Genomic DNA, 20,459 nt, shown 5'->3' with positions numbered 1-20,459 from the left:
TTTGAGTGAAATAATTTACTCTTGAGTCAAAGAACCTCGGCGCACAGCGCGCCGTCCTGAGACGCGGGAGCAACGACATGGCGGTCGACACCCTCTACACCGGCGGACGCGTCCGCACCTTCGACCCTGAGCAGCCCTGGGCGGAAGCCATCGGCGTCATAGGAGACCGCATCACGTACGTCGGGCCCGCTGCCGACGCGCCCGCAGCCTGGCAGACGGTCGCCCTCGAGGGCCGCCTGGTGACCCCCGGCGTCGCCGACACGCACAACCACCTGCTCCTCGGCTTCGACGACCTCGCGGTCAGCCTCGACCAGGTGCAGAGCCTGGACGTGGTCCGCTCCCGCATCGCCGCGTTCGCGCAAGCCCATCCCGAGCTGGACTGGATCTGCGCGGAGAACGCGCTCTACTCGGTCGTCGAGAACCGCCGGCCCAACGCCGACGACCTGGCCGGCGTCACCGACCGCCCCGTGTTCATCACGACCTACGACCAGCACTCGGTATGGCTGAACCGTCCCGCGCTCGCCAGGCTCGGCATCCTGAACGGCGGCGAGATCGCCTGGGGAAACCCCGAGATCGACCGCACCACCGGCGAGCCCACCGGCTGGGTCACCGACTTCTACACCAGCGCGATGACCGTGGACGGGCTCGCGCAGCTCCAGCGCGACATCCCGATGTACTCCCCCGACCGCCGGTACCGCAAGATCGTCAACAGCCTCGACATGGCGCGACGCTCGGGCATCACCACCGTCGTCGAGCCGCAGGTGCCGCTGGCCGAACTGCCGCTGTTCGACCGCGCAGAGCGCGAAGGCGAGCTGACCTCGCGGGTGATCGCCGCGATCTACCACCCGGTCGGAGCGGACGGCGACTTCCGCGCCCGGATCACCGAGGCGATCCGGGAGACCCCGCAGCACGACCGGTTCCGACTGGGCATGGTGAAGCTCTACGCCGACGACGTGATCGAGCCGCACACGGCGGCGATGCTCGAGGACTACGCGAACCGTCCCGGCCACCGCGGCCACACCAGCCTGGAGCCGCTCGAGTTCACCCGCCTGTTCGTCGAGCTGGACCGCCTGGGCTACCAGGTGCACACGCATGCCACCGGCGACTGGGGGATCCGGCTCACGCTCGACGCGATCGAGGCCGCGCAGCGCACGAACGGCGCCCGCGACGCCCGGCACGGCATCGTGCACGTCGAATGCCTGGCTCCCGAGGATCTCCCGCGCTTCCGCGAGCTGGGCGTGGTGGCGGCGATGCAGCCCCGGCACGCCTCCCCCGACCTCGTCGCCGGAACGTGGATGGAGAACGTCGGCGAGGCGCGCTGGGACCGGGCATGGCGCTTCCGCTCGATGATCGAGTCCGGCGCACGGGTCACGTTCTCGAGCGACTGGCAGGTGGGCGAGATGGATCCGCTCGTCGGCGTGTACAGCGCGATGACGCGCGCCCGCCTCGACGGCGCCGACGCATGGACGCCGGACGAGCGCCTCGACCTCGACCGCACCCTCGAGGCGTACACCAAGGGCGGCGCCGGCGCGTTCCATCACGAGAACGCGCTCGGCATGCTGCGCCCCGGTTACCTCGCCGACCTCGTGGTGTGGTCGGGCGATCTGTACGCCATGGAGCCGGCCGAGATCCTCGCGCAGCACGCCGACCTCACGGTCGTCGGCGGCACCGCCGTGCACGACCACCGCGGCGAGCTCGGCGGGCCCTCGGCGGGGGCATCGGCTCCCGACCCCGGCGGCGCCGGGCAGCACTGCGGCGAGCCGGCTGCCGCCCACGCCCACGGCACCGGCCACGACGGCGTGCATCACGGACACGGCGCCGGCCACGGCTCCGAGCACGCCGGCTGAGGTCCGCCCCTCGCCGGGCTCGCGCGAGCCCTCCGTGGCTAGGCCCGGCGAGCGCGGTGCCGGCGCACGGCGTCGCGGTTCGCGCAGCGCACCGAGCAGTAGCGCTGCCGCCCGTTCCTCGTCACGTCCACCACGACGTTCGTGCAGGGCGCGGCGGCGCAGCGCCCGAGCCGACCCATTCCGCGGGTGACCAGGTGCAGCGAAGTGCCGACGGCGATCACTGCGCGCAGCACGTGCGGCAGCGCGTCGTCCTCGTCGCGGTAGTGCAGGTGCCACCCCTCGCCATCGTGGTCGGTCAGGCGCGGGTAGGCCGCGGCGGACGCCATCTGCGCGTTCAGCAGCGCCGCGCGCTCCCGCGGCGACGCGGCGTCGACGATCCGCAGCCAGTCGTCGAGCACCTCGCGGGTGAGCGCATGGTCACGGGGACCCTCGGGGAACGTCATCACCATGCCGAAGTCGCGCGTGCGCTCCTCGATCCCCGCGCGGTCCGAGGGCCAGTCGTTCGCGAGCGACGCCGCCATCAGCACGGCGTACTCGCCGTAAGGGTTGAGATGCATAAGAGCATTACAACATCGTGGAGGCATGAGCACAGCCCCCACGTCCGAAACCGCCGCCCATCTGCACGACGCTCCGGCGCCGCACGAGCATGCCTGGTCCACGCGGTCCCGCCATTCGACGTCCGACGGTCTGCTGCTGTACGTGCGCTGCACCGGCTGCGACGCTCACCGCGTCGACCTGATCATCCCGGGCGCCGTTGCTCCGTCGGCCCTCAGCCGTGCCTTCGGCGGCGACTGAGCCGCGGCCCTCAGGCCCCGGTGAGGTCGGCGAGCTTGCGCACGGTGAGGAGATTGCGCGCGGTGCCTGCGACGCCGAGAGCGCGGTCGAGCACGGGCCGGGTGAGCTTGGTGGACTGCACGCCGCCGCTCCCGTAGTCGATCCAGAGGTCCGTGCCACGCAGGGCGATCCGCTCCCCCGGCTGCAGTCTCGGCGTGAGGGTCTCGATCGCGGTCGGCAGCGGCTCCCCCTCGAGGAACATCGCGTGCAGCATCTTGTCCTGCGCCGCATCCGGGAACGGGTTCTCTTCGAGCGCCCGCACCAGGTCGTCGTGCGTGCGCAGGATGACAGGGGTGTCGACGCCGAACGCGTCATGGATCAGAGTGCGCACCTCGGCGCAGGCGGCGACCGGATCCGCGGGGGTGTCGCAGATCACGTTGCCGCTCGCGATGTAAGTGGTGACCGCGCCGAACCCGCCGTGCTCGTTCAGGCGCGCCCGCAGCTCGGCCATCGGCACCCGGTTCGTGCCGCCGACGTTCACCGCGCGCAGCAGCAGCGCGCAGCGCTCGAGGCTCATTCGGCGTCGCCCTCGGTGGACGCCTCGCGCGCGGCGCCGGCGTCCGGACGCGTGCGGGCATCGGGCTCCGCGCCGGTGCCCGTGCCGGTGCCGGTGCCGGTGCCGGTGCCCGTATCCACGAGCTCGGCGCCGGCGTGGGCCAGCTCGGCGAGCGCAGCCGCGCTGGAGTCGGCGCCCACCCCCGCGACGAGGTCGGTGAGGATCCGCACGTGCACGCCGTGCGCGATCGCGTCGAGCGCCGATGCACGGACGCAGTGGTCGGTGGCGATGCCGACCACGTCCGCGGTGGTCACGCCGTGCGCGGAGAGGATCCCGGCCGCCGTCTCCCCCGTCTCCGTCACGCCCTCGAACAGGGAGTACGCGGGACGCCCCTGCCCCTTGAACACGTGGTGCGTGACGGCCGCGGTCTCGAGCAGAGGGTCGTACGCGGCCCCCTCGGTGCCGCTCACACAGTGCACCGGCCAGGTGTCCACATAGTCCGGGTCGGCGGAGAAATGGCCGCCGTTGTCGCCGGATCCCTCATGCCAGTCACGCGAGGCCACGATGACGTCGTAGTCGGCCGCATGCTCCCGCAACAGGGCGCTGATCCCCTGCGCGACGGCATCTCCTCCGGAGACGGCCAGGGCGCCGCCCTCGGTGAAGTCGTTCTGGACGTCGACGATCAGAAGCGCACGGGTCATGTTCCGAGCGTACGCCGCAACGACGAAGCCCCCTCCGAAGAGGGGGCTTCCTGCGGAGCCGCCCAAGGGAATCGAACCCTTGACCTTTTCATTACGAGTGAAATGCTCTGCCGACTGAGCTAGGGCGGCGCACACCCGGAGGTGCGCATGCGGCGAACCGCACGATCAACGATCTTACCCTGTCTGCGGGCGTGCTGCGAACCACGCGCACCCCGGGCGCGGCACGCGAGACGCGAACGCCCGAGGCCCGGGGTTCTACTCGCAGCGGATGCCCGCCTTGGCCGGAACCGTGTCGTCGACGAAGTAGGCGTCCACGGCATCGTCCACGCACGAGTTGCCCTTGTTGTAGCCGGTGTGCCCCTCCCCGACGCGCGTGATGAGGATCCCGCCCTCGAGCTGCTTCGCGAGCGACTCGGCCCAGGCGTACGGCGTGGCGGGATCGTTGGTCGTGCCGACGACGAGGATCGGGCCGGATCCCGCTGCGGTGATCTCGCCGCGCGTTCCCGTCGGCGGATACGGCCACTGCTCGCACGGATCGGGCGCATCCCAGTACGGGGCGATCGTGGGGGCGTCCGCCTTGATCTTCGCGTCGGATGCCGCCTTGGCCGCAGGGTCGTTCTCGAGCGGGTAGTCCATGCAGTTGTACGCGCGGAACGCCTCGGTGGAGTTGTCGGCGTACGTGCCGTCCTGGCGGTTGTTGTAGAAGTCCGCGAGCTGGAACGCCACCGAGGGATCGCCCTTGAGCACGCCCGTGAGCGACTGGGTCAGGTATGACCAGCTGTCCTGGGAGTACAGGGCCGCGACGATCGAGGTCATCAGCGTGTCCGCACCGAGCATGCGCCCGTCGGCGTTCTTCTGCGGCGACCGGTCGACGCTCGCGAGCAGCGCCGCGAGGTCGCTCATCGCGTCGTCCACGGTGCCCTGGAACGGGCACTTCTTGTCCTTGAGGCAGTCGGCCATGTAGGCGCGCAGTGCGGACTCGAAGCCGATGGCCTGGGTCGTGCTCACGTCGAGGCTCGACACCGCCGGGTCGAGCGCCCCGTCGAGCACGAGATGCCCGACGCGCTCCGGGTACAGCTGCGCGTAGGTCGCACCGAGGAACGTCCCGTACGAGTAGCCGAGATAGTTCAGCTTCTTGTCGCCGAGCACACCGCGCAGCAGATCCATGTCCCTGGCGGCATTCACGGTCGTGATGTACGGCAGGATCCCGTTGCTGTTCTTCTCACAGGCGTCGGCGAAGGTCTTGTTCTCCGCCTTCTGCGCAGCCGTCCACTCCTCGCTGCCGCGCGCGCCGGGACGGATCCCGTAGAGGTAGTCGTCCATCTGCCTCGCGTCGAGGCATTTCACCGCGGTGGAGGATCCGACGCCGCGCGGATCGAAGCCGATCACGTCGTAGTTCTTGATGAGGGTGGAGCTGACCGCGAACGTCAGACTCGACTTGATGAGCTCGAGACCGCTCGCACCCGGACCGCCCGGGTTGGTCAGCAGCGACCCCTTCGACGTTCCCGTCGCGCGGTGGCGCACCACCGCCAGGTCGATGGTCCCGGCTCCCGGGTCATCCCAGTCGAGCGGCGCCTTGACCGTCGTGCAGTCCATGCCGCCGCCGCAGCCCGACCACACGAGCTTCTGCCCGTAGAACGACTTCAGGTCGTCGGGAACGCCCGAGGTGTCCGGCGCCGCCGTGGGACCCGCCGACGCGGAGCCGGAGGGGATCATCGAGTACAGGCAACCCGACAGCAGCAGGGTGGCGAGTGCGAGCCCCGCCACGACCGTGCTGAGGCGGCGCAGACGGGACGGTGTGCGCGAGTTCATGGTCTCCTCCCGCTCGTGACGGTCACGAGCAAGCTCTCGAGGGCGAGCGCGGGGGCGACGTTGCGCTCGAGCGACTCCCTGGTCTCGGCGAGATGGTCCAGCACGACGAGGGTGCGCGCCGGCTCCCACGCGGTCGCGATCGCGGAGAGCTCCGCGGCGAGCTCGCGGTTGATGAGGCCGTCGTCCCTGCCGAACTGCAGCATGACCACGTCCCGGAACAGCGACTGCAGATCCGTGAGCACGCGGTCGAGGCCGTCGCGCACGCTGCGCTTGGCCCGCTGCTTCTGCTCCTCCTCCAGGGCGTTGATCTGCGAGCGCACGGCCGGCGGGATCGCCTGCCCTTCGGCGATGCCGACGGTGTGCAGCAGCGCGCGCCGCTCGGCCTCGTCCCGCTCCGCGGTGAGGGCCTTCGCGTCCTCCGTGGCGGCCTGCACGATCTGCCCGGCGACCTCGACGGCGTCGCTCACGCCGCGGGCGCTCAGCACCGCGCGCAGGGTCTGCTCGCGGCGCCGGCGGGCCGCTTCATCGGTCGCGAGCCGCTGGGCCATGCCGATGTGCCGCTGCGCGTGCCGCGCGGCCTGCTCGGCGACGACGGGATCCGCGCCGGTGCGGCGCACGATGAGCTCGGCGACCGAGGCGACGTCGGGCTCGCGCAGGCGCACCGACCGCACGCGGGAGCGGATCGTCGGCAGCAGGTCCGCCTCGCTCGGCGCGCACAGGATCCACACGGTCTGCTCCGGCGGCTCCTCCAGCGCCTTCAGCAGCACGTTCGAGGTGCGCTCGGTCATGCGGTCGGCGTCCTCGACGACGATCACCCGGTACCGCCCGCTGGAGGGGCCGAAGTACGAGCGCTCGACGAGCGCGCGGGCCTCGGCGATCGAGATGATGACCTTCTCGGTGCGCAGCACCGTCACATCGGGGTGCGTGCCGGCGAGCACCTGGTGCATGGTCTGCTCGTCCTCGGGGCCCGAGGCGATCAGCGACGCGGCGAACGCGGTCGCGAGCGTCGACCGGCCGGATCCGGGAGGCCCGGTGATAAGCCAGGCGTGCGACATCGCCGCCGGGTTGTCGACGGCCGCGCGCAGCGTCTCCACGGCCGCGTCCTGTCCCCACACATCGGTCCACGGGAAGGGCGCGAGGACGGTGGCGGGCATGCGATCAAGCCTATGCGGTGAGGGCGACATCGACGGCGCCTGTGGACGCATCGGGGCCCACGGCGCGGTGCGGACTCAGAGCAGGGTCGCCACGCGGGCGCGCACGGCCTCTGCGATCGTCGCGGGATCCTGCGCCGCGTCGACGACGAGGAAGCGCTCGGGCTCCGCAGCCGCGAGCCCGAGGTACGCCTCGCGCACCCGCTGGTGGAACTCCTCGCGCTCCGCTTCGAGCCGGTCGAAGGGCTTGTCCGCGGAGTCCAGGCGGCGACGCGCGACCGCCGGGTCGAGGTCGAGCAGCACGGTGAGGTCGGGCAGTGCCCCCTCGGCCGCCCACAGCGACAGCCCGCGCACCTCGTCCGCGTCCAGCACCCGACCGGCGCCCTGATAGGCGACCGAGGAGTCGAGGTAGCGGTCCTGGATGACCACCTCCCCTCGCTCGAGCGCCGGGCGGACGACGGTCGAGACATGATGCGCCCGGTCCGCGGCGTACAGCAGAGCCTCCGCGCGCGGGGCGATGTCGCCGCGGTGGTGCAGCACGATGTCGCGGATCAGGTCGCCGACCTCGGATCCACCCGGCTCCCGGGTGCGCAGGACCTCACGCCCCTGCGACCGCAGCCACTCCTCCAGCAGCACGGCCTGGGTGGTCTTGCCGGAGCCGTCGCCTCCCTCGAGGGTGATCCAGACGCCGGGGGCCGCGCTCACGGGCCCGCCTGCTTCACCTCGGCTCGCTCCGCTCACTCGGCACGACGCTTCGCGGCGTTGGCGGCGCGGGTGGCTGCCGCCTTCTTCGCGGCGGCGGAACGGGCGGCGGCCTTCTCCGCGTCGGTCTTCGCCGTGCTCTTGGCCGGAGCCTTCTTCGCCGTGCTCTTGGCCGGAGCCTTCTTCGCCGTGCTCTTGGCCGGAGCCTTCTTCGCGGGCGCCTTCTTCGCGGTCGTCGCCGTCTTCGTCGCCGCGGCGCGAGCGCCGCGCTTCGGGGCGGGGCCCTTCGCACGCTTGTCGGCGAGCATCTGCACCGCGATCTCGAAGGTGATGTCCTGCACCTGCTGGCCCCGCGGGATCGTGACGTTCGTCTCGCCGTCGGTGACGTAGGCGCCGAAGCGGCCGTCGCGGATCCGGATCGGCTTGCCGCTGACCGGATCCGCGTCGAACTCGGCGAGCGCGCTGGACGCGCGCCGCGCGCCGTACTTCGGCTGGGCGTAGATCTCCAGCGCCTGCTCGAGCGTGATGTCGAAGATCTGCTGCTCGTTCTCCAGGGAGCGCGAGTCGGCGCCCTTCTTCAGGTAGGGACCGAACCGGCCGTTCTGCGCGGTGATCTCCTCGTTCGTCGCCGGATCCACCCCGACGACCCGCGGCAGGTCGAGGAGCTTCAGCGCCGTGTCGAGGTCGATGGTGTCGACGGACATGGAGCGGAACAGCGATGCGGTGCGCGGCTTGGGCGCCGCCTCCTTCTTCGCGCCCCGCTTCGCCTTGGGCTTGTCCACGACCTCCCCGGTGGCCTCGTCCACCTGGTCGTCGTCGGAGACGGGGTCGTTCTCCTGCACGTAGGGGCCGAACCGCCCGTCCTTGACGACGATGATCTTGCCGTTGTCCGGATTCTCGCCGAGAACGCGGTCGCCGGCGACGGGTGCGTCGATGAGCTCCTGCGCCTTCTCGGCGGTGAGCTCGTCGGGAGCCAGGTCCTCCGGCACGTTCACGATGCGGGGCTTCGCGTCGGGGTGCTGAGGGTCGACGACCTCGAGGTACGGCCCGTACTTGCCGAACCGGAGCGTGGCGTTGTCGGTGATGGGCGTCGCGTTGAGCGCGCGCGCGTCGATCTCGCCGAGGTTGTCGACCACCTGGCGCAGACCCACCTGCCGGTCGGATCCGAAGTAGAAGTCGTGCAGCCACTCGATGCGCTTCTGCTCGCCCCGTGCGATCGCGTCGAGGTCGTCCTCGAGCGCAGCCGTGAAGTCGTAGTCGATGAGGTCGGCGAAGTGCTGCTCGAGCAGCCGCACGACGCTGAACGCCATCCAGGTCGGCACCAGCGCCTGTCCGCGCTTGGTCGCGTAGCCTCGGTCGATCACGGTGCCGATGATGCTCGCGAAGGTCGAGGGCCGCCCGATCCCGTGCTCCTCGAGCGCCTTGACCAGCGAGGCCTCGGTGTACCGGGGCTTGGGGGTCGTGCGGTGCGGCTTCGCATCGGCCTCGGAGACCCCGAGCACATCGCCGACGGCGACCGCCGGCAGCGACTGGTTCTCGGCGGCGTCCGCGGCGTTGCGGCGCTCGTCCTTGCCCTCCTCGTAGGCCTCGAGGAAGCCCTTGAAGGTGTAGACCGTACCCGAAGCCGTGAACTCCGCCGTGCGGCCATCAGCGTCCACCGAGATCGTCACCGTGGTCGTCTCGTACTTCGCGTCGGACATCTGGCTCGCGACCGTGCGCTTCCAGATGAGGTCGTAGAGGCGCAGCTCCTCGCGGTCGAGCTGCGACGAGACCGAGGCGGGCGTGCGGAACTGATCGCCCGAGGGCCGGATCGCCTCGTGCGCCTCCTGCGCGTTCTTGCTCTTCGACTTGTAGACCCGCGGCTTGAGCGGCACCGCGGCGTCGCCGTAGAGCGCGACCGCCTGCGACCGGGCCGCCTGCACCGCCTGGGTGCTGAGGGCGGTCGAGTCGGTGCGCATATAGGTGATGTAGCCCTTCTCGTACAGGCGCTGGGCGACGCTCATCGCCTGCTTCGCGCTCATCGAGAGCTTGCGTCCCGCCTCCTGCTGCAGCGTGGAGGTAGTGAACGGCGCATAGGGGCTGCGGGTGCCGGGCTTCGCCTCGACCTTGGTCACCGTGCCGGATCCGGCCGCGTCCACCGCGGCGGCGAGCGCGGCGGCGGCCTTCTCGTCGAGGACGACGACGGCCTTCTTCAGCGCGCCGTTGTCGTCGAAGTCGGTGCCGCGCGCGATGGCGCCGCCGTCGAGCCGCACCAGACGCACGGTGAACGAGGTCCCGCCCGCCGCAGCCTGCGCGTCGACGTCCCAGTACTCGGCGGAGGTGAACGCCATGCGCTCGCGCTCCCGGTCCACGATCATGCGGGTCGCTGCGGACTGCACGCGGCCCGCCGAGAGCCCGGACTTCACCTTGTACCAGAGCACCGGCGACACGTCCCAGCCGTAAAGGCGGTCGAGGATCCGGCGGGTCTCCTGCGCGTCGACCAGGGCCAGGTCGAGGTCGCGGGTGTTCTGGACGGCGGCCTGGATCGCGTCCTTGGTGATCTCGTGGAACACCATGCGCCGGTAGGGCACCTTCGGCTTCAGGGTCTCCAGCAGGTGCCACGCGATGGCCTCGCCCTCGCGGTCCTCATCGGTGGCGAGCAGGAGCTCGTCGGCGTTCTTCAGAGCGCGCTTGAGCTCGGCGACCGTCTTGGTCTTGCGATCCGAGACGACGTAGTAGGGGTCGAAGTCGTGCTCGACGTCGATCGAGTACTTGCCGTAGGCGGCCTTGTCGGCAGGCGGGATGTCCTTCTTGTCGGCGAGGTCACGGATGTGACCCACCGAGCTGAGCACCTCGAAGCCTTCGCCGAGGTACCCCTGGATGGACCTCATCTTCGTCGGGGACTCGACGATGACAAGCTTCTTGCCTTGCGCCACGAGTGCGTCCTTTCGGGTCCTGAGCTTCGAGGATGGGTCGAAGCACACCATACACACCGTGCCGGAGGAGGGGACTCAGCACGATGAATCGGCGCCCGCGGGAGTTTCGGGTTCTCCTGCTCGGATCCGGCGCCGGCCGGGAACCCAGCGTACGCCGCCCCGGGAGGGGCGATGACCATGAGACGTCACTCCGCGCCCTCGGGCGAGGCGGGTCCGGCACGCGCGCCGGCGGAGGCCGGGAACCCCGCGTACCCGGCCACGACGTGCACGACCACCTCGAGTCCGTCGAGGCGGCAGTCCTGCAGCGCCGCGCCATGCGCCTCCGCGACCCGGGCGGCGAGAGCGCACGGCTCCGCCTCCACGGCGACCGCGCCGGAGACCGCGTCGGCCGCCGCGAGCGCGGCCGCGTCCGCCGCCGCCGCGACGCGCTGGGACGTGGCGCCGGCGCCGCCGGCCATCGCGGCGCCGAGGCCGAGCACGGCGGTGACCACGATTCCGCCAAGCGCGAGTGCGGATCCGGCCATCACCGTCCCCCGTCCAGCGCGCACCCCGTCGCCTGCAGCGGTACGGCGATCGCGCCCAGCACACGCGCCTCGGTCGACGCCGTGACGCACACGAGATCCGCGGATCTGCGCACCGCGAACCCCGCCGCCGGGTCCGCCCGGGCAACGGCAGCCCCCGCTCCCCCGGCGTCGTCGCCCCGGCCGAGGATGCGCGCCGCGTCGGCCACCGCGTCCTGCAACGCGACCAGGCGCATGCCGGCGCCGAGCGCCCCGACGCCCAGCAGCAGGGTCAGCACCACGACCGGCAGCGCGACGGCGAGTTCGGCGGTCGCCGAGCCGCGCTCCCCGCCGCGGTCGCCTCCCGTGGTGGCGCCACCGCCGCCGGAGCGTCCGCCGGACGCGCGCCGGATCGTCATGCCACCGTCAGGGCGCGGCGCACGAGGTCGGTGAGGATCCCGCGCACCTCATCGCTGCGCATGATGATCACCAGGAGGCCCGCGAACGCCACCGCGGCCATCGTGGCGATCGCGTACTCCGCGGTGGCGGCCCCGGTCTCGTCGCCGAACAACCGCGCGGCGCGCCGCCGGGTCAGCGGCGGGAGCTCCGGCACCGGGCTCGGATGGGTCTGGTCCATGGTCTTCCTTCTCTCTTCTCTCGGACGACGACGCCGGTCGGCGCCGTCGGGGTCAGGCGAACGGGAGCGGCGTCGTCGACAGGACGCTGAGGATCAGCGGTGCCACGCCGAGGAGCATGAACGCGGGCAGCGTGCAGGCGCCGAGCGGGAGCAGCAGGCGCGAGCTCAGTCGAGCCGCCCCCGTCCGCCCCGCCGTACGGGCGTCACGGCGCGCGCGATCCGCCTCGGCGCGCAGCAGTTCCACCGCGGGAACACCGGCCGCCGCCGACAGGCGCAGCACCCGCTCGATCGTCTCCTCGGCGGCCGCCGGGTCATCGCCCTCGGCCAGCTCGTGTTCGACGAGGGCGCGTGCCCGCGGGATCGCCGTCCCGCCGGCGAGCGCGACCACGAGAAGCTCCGCGCGGATCCCGGGGATCCCCGGTGGCGGCGCCGCCCGGCGCACCATGGCACGGGTCCATCCCCGTGCGAGAAGCAGCAGCGCCAGCCCCGCCGCCAGCAGGGTCCACCCCTCCGGCCGGGTGAAGAGCACCGTCACCGTGTCGAAGCCGAGTGCCGTGCCAAGCAGCAGCCCTACGAGCGGGAGCCACAGCATCAGGCGGGCGGTGCCCGCGGGCTCGGCGAGGGCGACCGACACCTCGTCGCGGATGTCGCCGGCGCCCTCGAGGGCGGAGGCGATCGCCCGGAGCACTTCGCCCAGCGGCGCGCCGACCGTGCCCGCGATGCCCCACGCGGCGGCGACCATGCGCCAGACCCCGCCCTGCGCGCGGATCGCCTCGCCCAGCGCACGCCCGTGCTCCTCCGCCTCCGCGACCACCTCCACCGCGACGGCGGATCCGCTCTCGGCCAGGTGCCGCCAGGCGGCCAGGGGCGCCGCGCCCGCCTGCAGCAGCACCGCGAGCGTCCGCACGGCCTCGGCCACCTCGGCCTCGCGGATGCGCACCGCGCGCCGCGGCAGCCTGAGGCGCCGCCCCCGCGCGTGTGATCCGGAGAGCGGGGCCGAGCGCCGTGCGGTCCATGTCCGGCCCCCGCCACGAGGCGTCGTCCTCACCACGGCTGCACCTCCTCGATGCCCAGGTGCTCGCCGTCCAGCCGCAGCGCTCCCACCTGCGCGAGCCGCCGGATACCGCCGCTCGCCCGCACCAGGTGCAGCACGTACGCGAAGGCGCTCACGGCCTGCCGGGCGAGGGCGGGCGGATCCATCCCCGCGAGAGCGCCGAGCGCCTCCAGACGCGCCGGCACATCGGCGAGCCCGCTCGCGTGCAGCGTGCCCGCGCCGCCGTCGTGCCCGGTGTTGAGCGCGGTCAGCAGATCCCGGATCTCCTCGCCGCGGCACTCGCCCACGATCAGGCGATCGGGCCGCATCCGCAGCGACTCCCGCACGAGACGGGCGACCGTGATGGCGCCCACGCCCTCGAGATTCGGCTGCCGCGCCTCGAGGGAGACGTGGTGCGGGTGCCGCGGGCGCAGTTCCGCGACGTCCTCGATGGTGACGATCCGCTCGTGCGGCGGCACGTGCGCGAGCAGCGCCGCGAGCATGGTGGTCTTGCCCGTTCCGGTGCCCCCGGTGATCAGCACGTTCCTGCGCGCGGCGACCAGCTGCTCCAGCCAGACCCGCTGCGCCGCGTCGATCGCGCCCAGGCGACCCAGATCGTCCAGGTCGGCCGCGCGCACCCGCGGGATCCGCACCGAGACCGCCGTCCCGCTGGTGGCGACCGGCGCGAGCACCGCATGCACGCGCACGCCCGACGCCAGCCGCACGTCGACGCAGGGCGCCTGGTCGTCCAGATGGCGGCCGCCGAGCGCGACCAGCCGCACGGCGAGTTCACGCACCTCGCGTTCCGACGCGCTCCACCCCGCCACGGGCTCGGCGCCGGCACCGCGATCCAGGAACAGGCCGCCCGCCCCGTTGAGGAAGAGGTCGGTCACCCGCGGATCGGTGGCATGCACGGCCAGTTCGCCGAAGGCCGGATCCAGCTCGAGCTGGTCGACGCTGCCGGTGGAACCGCGGGGGACGATCACGAAGGGCGAGGGCATGACCCGACGCTAGGCACCCGCCGGGTCCCGCAGAGCGGGTTGCGCGCATCCCGTGCAGAAGTCCGCGCCCGCGGCGACTGTGCAGGGCGAGGGACGCGGGGCGGGAACCGGGGAGGTCGAGCGTGGACCGGGGGCGTCGGGCGGGAACCGAGGGCGGGAGCCCCGGAAACGGAAGTGGGCGGCACCCCACGGGGGGAATGGGGTGCCGCCCAGCCGCGGTGGACGGAGGGGGGCCGTCGCTGCCGCGGGAAAGCCGGATTCGAATGATCGGCCGTCGGACAGTGTACGTCTGAAAAGAGACCGAACAAAACGAACGGCGCTACCGACTTCCGGCGGTATTGAGGGACGATGGGCACGGCTAGATTCACCGGTGTCGTGGCCCACGCCGCGACGCATCACCGCCGCAAAGGAGCGCCCTGTCACATGAGCAGCCAGATCGATCACGTCTTCGATGAGACCCGTGTGTTCCCGCCCTCTCCCGAGTTCGCGGCAGCCGCTGTCGCACAGCCCGAGATCTACTCGGAAGCCGCCACCGATCGCGAGGCGTTCTGGGCGAAGCAGGCGCGGGAGCTGCACTGGCACACCCCGTTCACCCAGGTGCTGGACTGGTCCACACCGCCGTTCGCGAAGTGGTTCGCCGACGGCGAGCTGAACGTGGCCTACAACTGCCTGGACCGCCACGTGGAGGCGGGCGACGGCGACCGAGTCGCCCTGCTCTGGGAGGGCGAGCCGGGCGACGAGCGCCGCATCACCTACGCAGAGCTCACTGCCGAGGTCAAGCGCCTCGCGAACGTGCTGGAGGGTCTCGGCGTCGGCCACGGCGACCGCGTCGCGATCTATCTCCCGATGATCCCCGAGGCCGTCGCCTCGATGCTCGCCGTAGCTCGAATCGGCGCGATCCACTCCGTCGTCTTCGGCGGGTTCAGCGCCGACAGCCTGCGCTCGCGCATCGACGACGCCGGCGCCAAGGTCGTCATCACCGCGGACGGCGGGTATCGCAAGGGCAAGGCCTCCCCGTTGAAGCCGACCGTGGATCAGGCGCTGGCGGATCGCGGCGAGGGCGAGCAGAACACCGTCGAGCACGTCATCGTCGTGAAGCGGTGCGAGAACGAGATCGAGTGGGACGACGCCCGCGACCTCTGGTACCACGAGGCCGTCACCGCCGCGTCCGACGAGCACGAGGCTCAGGCCTTCCCGGCGGAGAACCCGCTCTTCATCCTGTACACCTCCGGCACCACCGGGAAGCCGAAGGGCATCCTGCACACCTCCGGCGGATACCTCACCCAGGCGTCGTACACGCACCGGGTCGTGTTCGACCTCAAGCCGGAGACGGACGTCTACTGGTGCACGGCCGACATCGGCTGGGTCACCGGCCACTCCTACGTCGCCTACGGGCCGCTCGCGAACGGCGCCACCCAGGTCATGTACGAGGGCACGCCGGAGACCCCGCAGCAGGGCCGCTGGTGGGACATCATCCAGAAGTACGGCGTGACCACGCTCTACACCGCGCCGACCGCGATCCGGTCGTTCATGAAGCTCGGCCGCGAGATCCCGAACCGGTACGACCTGTCCAGCCTGCGCCTGCTCGGATCCGTCGGCGAGCCGATCAACCCGGAGGCGTGGATCTGGTACCGCGACGTCATCGGCGGCGGCCGCACGCCGATCGTGGACACCTGGTGGCAGACCGAGACCGGTGCCATCATGGCCTCTCCCCTGCCCGGCGTCACCGCGACCAAGCCGGGTTCGGCGCAGGTCGCGCTGCCGGGGATCTCCATCGATGTCGTGGACGACGACGGCAACTCGGTGGGTGTCGGCGGCGGTGGTCTCCTGGCGATCACCGAGCCCTGGCCGAGCATGCTGCGCGGCATCTGGGGCGACCCTGAGCGCTTCGTCGAGACCTACTGGGAGAAGTTCGCCGAGAAGGGCTACTACTTCGCCGGCGACGGAGCCCGCTTCGACGAGGACGGCGACCTCTGGCTGCTCGGCCGCGTCGACGACGTGATGAACGTCTCCGGCCACCGCCTGTCCACGGCGGAGATCGAGTCGGCGCTGGTCGCCCACGAGGCCACGGCCGAGGCCGCGGTGGTCGGCGCGTCCGACGAGACCACGGGGCAGGCCGTCGTCGCCTTCGTGATCATCAAGGAGAGCTACTTCAAGGCGCACTCCCCCGAGGGGCTCGCCCAGCAGCTGCGCGGCTGGGTGGGCGAGCAGATCGGCCCGATCGCCCGTCCCCGCGACGTGTACATCGTCGGCGAGCTGCCGAAGACCCGCTCCGGCAAGATCATGCGCCGCCTGCTGCGCGACGTCGCGGAGGGCCGTGAGGTCGGCGACACCACGACGCTCGCCGACACCGCGGTGATGAGCGTGATCTCGGCCCAGGTCAAGTAGGTCGCACGACCTCTTAAGGACGAGACCCCGATCCGGTCCCTGAGCTTGTCGAAGGGTCCGGATCGGGGTCTCGTACGTATCGCCGTCAGGCGAGGGTGAAGACCACCTCGACCTCGACCGGGCTGTCCAGGGGCAGCACCGCGACGCCGACGGCGGCGCGGGCGTGCTTGCCCGCGTCCCCGAAGATCTCGCCGAGCACCTCGCTCGCGCCGTTGATGACGCCGGGCTGGCCGGAGAACGACGGGGCCGAGGCGACGAACCCGCCCACCCGCAGCACGCCGCCGATCCGGTCCACACCGCCGGCGGCATCCGCTGCCGCGGCCAGGGCGTTCAGCGCGCAGAGCCGTGCAAGCCCCTTGGCGTCCTCCGCCGGAACCTCGGCACCGACCTTGCCGGTCGCCGGAAGCGAGCCGGACACGAACGGCAGCTGCCCCGATGTGTACACGAGTCCGGCGTGCACCCGGGCGGGCACGTACGCGGCCACCGGCGCGGCGACGGCCGGAAGCTCGATGCCGAGCTCGGCGAGGCGGGAACTGATGGTCATGCGTTGTCTCCTTCGAACTGACGAGCGGCCTCCGCGGCGGCGCCGAGACCCGTGTTGGCGGCCGCGTCGCCGCCGACCGGACGCTTGAGGTACGCCACGAGCCCGCCCTCGGGACCGGTGACGACCTGGACGAGCTCCCACCCCTGCTTGCCCCAGTTGTTCAGGATCGCGGCGGTGTTGTGGATCAGCAGCGGAGTGGTGAGGTACTCCCACGTGGTCATGGCTCTCCCGGAGGGACGGACGCGCGCGGGCGCGTCAAAGTTTGCGTTCAGGGAACTCCCCTACGATCAAGCGTATGCCTCAGACCAAACGCACGCTCACCGGTGTGCTCAGCGGCCTGGCCGGCCTCGTCGGTCTCAGCGTCGTCGCCGGTGTGCTCGTGACGGCCGCCGTCACTCCGGTGTTCGCCGTGACCGGCGCTACCGCCGCTCAGTCGATCGACCTGTTCGAGGGCCTGCCCTCCAACCTGAAGGTCGACCGCCCGATGCTGCCGACGACGATCTACGCGAAGGACGCCAACGGCACCGACCAGGTCATGGCGCGCTTCTACGATCAGAACCGTGTCCCGGTGAAGTACGACCAGGTCGCGCCTGTGCTGTACGACGCGCTGCTGGCCAGTGAGGACAAGAACTTCTACTCGCACGGCGGCATCGACATCACCGGCACGCTCAAGGCGATCGTCGGCAACGTGACCGGATCCTCGACCAACGGCGGATCCTCGATCAGCCAGCAGTACGTGAAGAACGTGCTGCTGCAGGAGTGCGAGAAGGGCGTGCCCCTCTCGGACAAGAAGCGCGATGACAAGCTCCAGCAGTGCTGGCTGGACGCGGCCTCGGCCGTCGGTTCCAAGGGCATCGCGCGCAAGCTGCAGGAGATCCGCTACGCCACGGCGATCGAGAAGCAGTACTCCAAGCAGGACATCCTCATCGGCTACCTGAACCTGGTGAACTTCGGTGGCACGACCTACGGCATCGAGGCCGCCGCGCAGCGCTATTTCAGCGTCTCCGCGTCGCAGCTCAACGCCGTGCAGGCCGCGACCCTCGTCGGCATGGTGCAGAACCCGAACGCCTTCCGCATCGACCTGCCCGGTGGCACGTACGACTGCGACAAGGATGGCAACAACTGCAAGAACTCGCAGGCCGACGGCTACCACGACACCCTCGTGCGCCGGAACTACGTGCTCAGCCGCATGCACACGCTCGGCAAGATCACGACGGCCGAATACGAGGAAGCCAAGAAGCAGCCGATCACGCCCGTCATCAAGACGCCCTCCTCCGGCTGCGCGGACGCCGGTGACAACGCGTATTTCTGCAAGTACGTGCAGGCCACGCTGGAGAGCGACTCGTCGCTCGACTCCGCGCTCGGTCCGCAGAAGGACCGCGCCGACAAGCTGCTCCGCGGCGGCCTGAACATCTACACGACCTTGTCCGCGCCGATGCAGGCCGCGGCCGTGCAGGCGATGCACGACTACACCACCCCGACGATCGAAGGCATGGACTTCGGCGCCGCGGCCGTGAACCTCGATCCCAAGACCGGCAGGATCCTCGCGCTCGCGCAGAACACCGTGTTCAACGAGGCGCAGGATGCGCCTCCGGGCCAGACGGGAATCGTCTACGCCGCCGATCAGGCGCACGGGGGCGGCATCGGCTTCTCGGTCGGATCCACGTACAAGGTGTTCACGCTCCTCGACTGGCTCGAGAAGGGCCATTCCCTGCGCGAGTCCGTCGACGGCAATCTCAGGCGGATGACGTTCAAGTGCGGAGACAGCACGATGCCGGCGGACGCCGGCGAGATCGGCAACTTCCAGAATCAGCGAGGCTTCACCGGCACGCCGATGGAGTTCACGAAGCTGTCGCTGAACAGCGGCTTCCTCGGCATGGCGTCGAAGCTCGATCTCTGCGACATCAACGACCTCGCGGCCCGGATGGGCGTGCACCTCGGCACCGAGTACAAGGGCAAGATGCTGCCGGTCAACAACCGCGAGAACATCACCGACGACGACGGGAACATCCTCGCCTCTGCGCCGGCGCCGTTCGATGTGCTCGGGTCGAAGAACATCGCGCCTCTCGACATGGCCGCCGTATACGCGGCGATCGCCAACAACGGCACGCGCTGCGACCCGCACGCGATCGACAAGATCACCGGACCCGACGGTGCGGACATCCCGCTCGCACCCACCACCTGCACGGAGGTCATCAAGCCGGAGATCGCGGCCGGGGCTGCGTACGCCCTCCAGGGCGTCATGAACGGCGGTACCGGTTCGCAGGCGAACCCCTACGACGGCACCCCGCTGATCGGAAAGACCGGTTCGCACAACAACGCTCAGACGATGCTCATGTCGTCCTCGACGACCTCCACGACGGGCGTCTGGGTGGGCCAGGCGAGCGGCGATGTCAACATCAACGACTTCTACACGCAGGACATCGGCGTTCCGAACATCCGGTATCCGTTGAGCAAGGCCATCCTCAGCGCGGCGGACGAGCTGTTCCCCGGAGGGTCCTTCCCGGACCCGATCCAGAGCCAGCTCAAGCAGTCGTACACGAATCTGCCGAACGTCGTCGGCATGACCGTCGACCAGGCGACGCAGACGCTCGAGGGCGTCGGGTTCTCGGTGTCGGTCGGCGCCCCGGTGCAGAGCAACCTGCCAACGGACCAGGTCGCGCAGCAGGATCCGGGCCCTGGCCAGGTCGTCACTGGCAGCACCATCACGATCAGCCCGAGCAACGGGCAGGGCGCGACCGTGCCGAACGTCGTCGGCATGACCATGGGCGACGCCGCGAACGCGCTCAAGACAGCGGGCTTCCAAGCGGTGAAGGGCGCCTGCACGCCCGGCAACGGCGACGAGTCCGGCACAGTGACGGCGACGAATCCGGCAGCCGGCACCGCCGCCCCGAAGGGGTCCTCCGTCACGCTGAACTACACGACGAAGAACTGCAAGCCATGACGCCTGCCCGAGCCACCCGTCCGGCCCTCATCGCACTCGGTGCGGTGGGGGCCGCCGGTGTCGCGGCGGCGACCTGGGGCATCGGCATCGAGCGTTACCTGTTCACGCTGCGCCACGCCACGGCGCGGTCGCTGCCGGCAGGATCCCGCCCGCTGCGGATCCTGCACGTCTCGGACGCGCACATGGCGCCGTGGCAGCACCGCAAGCAGCGCTGGCTCGCGTCCCTCGCCCAGCTGCGACCCGACCTCGTCGTGAACACCGGCGACAACCTCGGTCACGAGCGCGGTCTCGAGGGCGTGCGTGCCGCGTTCGCACCGTTCGCGGGCGTCCCGGGCGTCTTCGTGCACGGTTCCAACGATGTGCACGCGCCATCGCCGCGCAATCCGTTCCGGTACTTCATGGGGCCGTCGGCACGGGTGCCCACCGCCCCGAAGCTCGACACCGCCGCGATGGACGCCTTCTTCACGGACGAGCTGGGCTGGACCGACCTGAACAACACGGCCGCCACCCTCACGGTCGCAGGCTCGCGCATCGACCTGTTCGGCGTGGAAGACGCGCACCGCGACTGGGACGACCTCGAGGCGCTGCCGTCGGCGATCGACGCGCTGGGCCCCCGCTCTGCCGACATACCCGTGCTGGGCGTGACGCATGCGCCGTATCAGCGCGTGCTGAACGCGTTCACGGATCTCGGCGCCGACGCGATCCTCGGCGGCCACACGCACGGCGGCCAGGTGTGCATCCCGGGTTTCGGGGCCGTCGTCGCGAACTGCGACATCCCGCTGAAGCAGGCCAAGGGTCTCAGCTCCTGGTCGCACGCCGGACGCACCGTGCCGCTCAACGTGAGCGCCGGGTGCGGGCACTCGATCTACGCCCCGGTCCGGTTCGCCTGCCGCCCCGAGGCCACCCTGCTCACGCTGCTGCCCCGAGGCTGAACACGTAGAGTCGGTGCACCGA

The 20,459-nt window shown here is 71.0% G+C and carries 19 protein-coding genes and 1 tRNA gene; 5 read left to right on the top strand and 15 right to left on the bottom strand.

Annotated features, from left to right (window positions below):
• Positions 1-77: 77 nt before the first annotated feature.
• Positions 78-1,847: an amidohydrolase gene (locus AERO9AM_RS05605; RefSeq protein WP_159575254.1), complete on the top strand. Its 1,770-nt coding sequence runs from the start codon at positions 78-80 to the stop codon at positions 1,845-1,847.
• A 38-nt stretch (positions 1,848-1,885) separates the two neighbouring features.
• On the opposite strand, the gene AERO9AM_RS05600 is transcribed toward AERO9AM_RS05605, so the two are convergent.
• Entirely contained in the window at positions 1,886-2,404 is a 519-nt protein-coding gene (locus AERO9AM_RS05600) for a CGNR zinc finger domain-containing protein (RefSeq protein ID WP_159575253.1), read from the bottom strand.
• Between the two features lie 25 nt (positions 2,405-2,429).
• On the opposite strand from AERO9AM_RS05600, the gene AERO9AM_RS05595 reads away from it, so the two are divergent.
• Positions 2,430-2,642 (top strand): hypothetical protein, encoded by a 213-nt coding sequence (locus AERO9AM_RS05595; protein ID WP_159575252.1) that lies wholly within the window; start codon positions 2,430-2,432, stop codon positions 2,640-2,642.
• Positions 2,643-2,652: 10 nt separating this feature from the next.
• On the opposite strand, the gene AERO9AM_RS05590 is transcribed toward AERO9AM_RS05595, so the two are convergent.
• The 12 genes from AERO9AM_RS05590 to AERO9AM_RS05535 all read right to left on the bottom strand — a co-directional run bounded on the left by AERO9AM_RS05590 (position 2,653) and on the right by AERO9AM_RS05535 (position 13,629).
• Positions 2,653-3,198, bottom strand: a complete 546-nt coding sequence (locus AERO9AM_RS05590) for a DUF1697 domain-containing protein (protein WP_159575251.1) — start codon at positions 3,196-3,198, stop codon at positions 2,653-2,655.
• Complete coding sequence (locus tag AERO9AM_RS05585) at positions 3,195-3,878, bottom strand: isochorismatase family protein (protein WP_159575250.1); 684 nt, start codon at positions 3,876-3,878, stop codon at positions 3,195-3,197. Before AERO9AM_RS05585 ends, AERO9AM_RS05590 begins: the two co-directional genes overlap by 4 nt.
• 56 nt (positions 3,879-3,934) lie before the next feature.
• Positions 3,935-4,007, bottom strand: a tRNA-Thr gene (locus AERO9AM_RS05580).
• A gap of 126 nt (positions 4,008-4,133) precedes the next feature.
• On the bottom strand, positions 4,134-5,690 hold the full coding sequence (locus AERO9AM_RS05575) for an alpha/beta hydrolase (protein WP_159575249.1): 1,557 nt from the start codon (positions 5,688-5,690) through the stop codon (positions 4,134-4,136).
• Complete coding sequence (locus AERO9AM_RS05570; RefSeq protein ID WP_159575248.1) at positions 5,687-6,844, bottom strand: DNA polymerase III subunit delta'; 1,158 nt, start codon at positions 6,842-6,844, stop codon at positions 5,687-5,689. The genes AERO9AM_RS05575 and AERO9AM_RS05570 overlap by 4 nt, the downstream gene beginning before the upstream one ends.
• A 75-nt stretch (positions 6,845-6,919) precedes the next feature.
• Positions 6,920-7,546, bottom strand: a complete 627-nt coding sequence (gene tmk, locus AERO9AM_RS05565) for a dTMP kinase (protein ID WP_159575247.1) — start codon at positions 7,544-7,546, stop codon at positions 6,920-6,922.
• Positions 7,547-7,578: 32 nt separating this feature from the next.
• The gene (gene topA / locus AERO9AM_RS05560; RefSeq protein ID WP_159575246.1) at positions 7,579-10,458 is read right to left on the bottom strand and encodes a type I DNA topoisomerase; all 2,880 of its coding nucleotides are present in this window, start codon (positions 10,456-10,458) and stop codon (positions 7,579-7,581) included.
• A gap of 185 nt (positions 10,459-10,643) precedes the next feature.
• Entirely contained in the window at positions 10,644-10,982 is a 339-nt protein-coding gene (locus AERO9AM_RS05555) for an Rv3654c family TadE-like protein (protein ID WP_159575245.1), read from the bottom strand.
• Positions 10,982-11,377, bottom strand: coding sequence for a hypothetical protein (locus AERO9AM_RS05550; protein WP_236602500.1), 396 nt, complete (start codon positions 11,375-11,377; stop codon positions 10,982-10,984). The genes AERO9AM_RS05555 and AERO9AM_RS05550 overlap by 1 nt, the downstream gene beginning before the upstream one ends.
• The gene (locus AERO9AM_RS05545; RefSeq protein ID WP_159575244.1) at positions 11,374-11,595 is read right to left on the bottom strand and encodes a DUF4244 domain-containing protein; all 222 of its coding nucleotides are present in this window, start codon (positions 11,593-11,595) and stop codon (positions 11,374-11,376) included. The genes AERO9AM_RS05550 and AERO9AM_RS05545 overlap by 4 nt, the downstream gene beginning before the upstream one ends.
• A gap of 52 nt (positions 11,596-11,647) precedes the next feature.
• Complete coding sequence (locus tag AERO9AM_RS05540; protein ID WP_236602499.1) at positions 11,648-12,535, bottom strand: type II secretion system F family protein; 888 nt, start codon at positions 12,533-12,535, stop codon at positions 11,648-11,650.
• A 104-nt stretch (positions 12,536-12,639) separates the two neighbouring features.
• On the bottom strand, positions 12,640-13,629 hold the full coding sequence (locus tag AERO9AM_RS05535) for a TadA family conjugal transfer-associated ATPase (RefSeq protein ID WP_159575243.1): 990 nt from the start codon (positions 13,627-13,629) through the stop codon (positions 12,640-12,642).
• 423 nt (positions 13,630-14,052) lie between these two features.
• On the opposite strand from AERO9AM_RS05535, the gene acs reads away from it, so the two are divergent.
• Positions 14,053-16,017, top strand: coding sequence for an acetate--CoA ligase (gene acs, locus AERO9AM_RS05530; protein WP_159575242.1), 1,965 nt, complete (start codon positions 14,053-14,055; stop codon positions 16,015-16,017).
• Between the two features lie 85 nt (positions 16,018-16,102).
• On the opposite strand, the gene AERO9AM_RS05525 is transcribed toward acs, so the two are convergent.
• Together AERO9AM_RS05525 and AERO9AM_RS05520 are read right to left on the bottom strand one after the other, a co-directional pair.
• Positions 16,103-16,561, bottom strand: coding sequence for a RidA family protein (locus AERO9AM_RS05525; protein ID WP_159575241.1), 459 nt, complete (start codon positions 16,559-16,561; stop codon positions 16,103-16,105).
• Positions 16,558-16,782 (bottom strand): hypothetical protein, encoded by a 225-nt coding sequence (locus tag AERO9AM_RS05520; RefSeq protein ID WP_045249527.1) that lies wholly within the window; start codon positions 16,780-16,782, stop codon positions 16,558-16,560. The genes AERO9AM_RS05525 and AERO9AM_RS05520 overlap by 4 nt, the downstream gene beginning before the upstream one ends.
• A 74-nt stretch (positions 16,783-16,856) precedes the next feature.
• Between AERO9AM_RS05520 and AERO9AM_RS05515 the strand changes: the two genes are divergently transcribed.
• Together AERO9AM_RS05515 and AERO9AM_RS05510 are read left to right on the top strand one after the other, a co-directional pair.
• Positions 16,857-19,505: a penicillin-binding protein gene (locus AERO9AM_RS05515; protein ID WP_159575240.1), complete on the top strand. Its 2,649-nt coding sequence runs from the start codon at positions 16,857-16,859 to the stop codon at positions 19,503-19,505.
• Positions 19,502-20,437 (top strand): metallophosphoesterase, encoded by a 936-nt coding sequence (locus AERO9AM_RS05510; RefSeq protein WP_159575239.1) that lies wholly within the window; start codon positions 19,502-19,504, stop codon positions 20,435-20,437. Before AERO9AM_RS05515 ends, AERO9AM_RS05510 begins: the two co-directional genes overlap by 4 nt.
• The last annotated feature ends 22 nt before the right edge of the window (positions 20,438-20,459 follow it).

Origin of the sequence: Microbacterium sp. 8M, from assembly GCF_902506375.1 — a bacterium.
Lineage (GTDB): Bacteria > Actinomycetota > Actinomycetes > Actinomycetales > Microbacteriaceae > Microbacterium.
The sequence above is the reverse complement of the archived record's forward strand: the minus strand, read 5'-3'. Positions and strand labels throughout refer to the sequence as shown.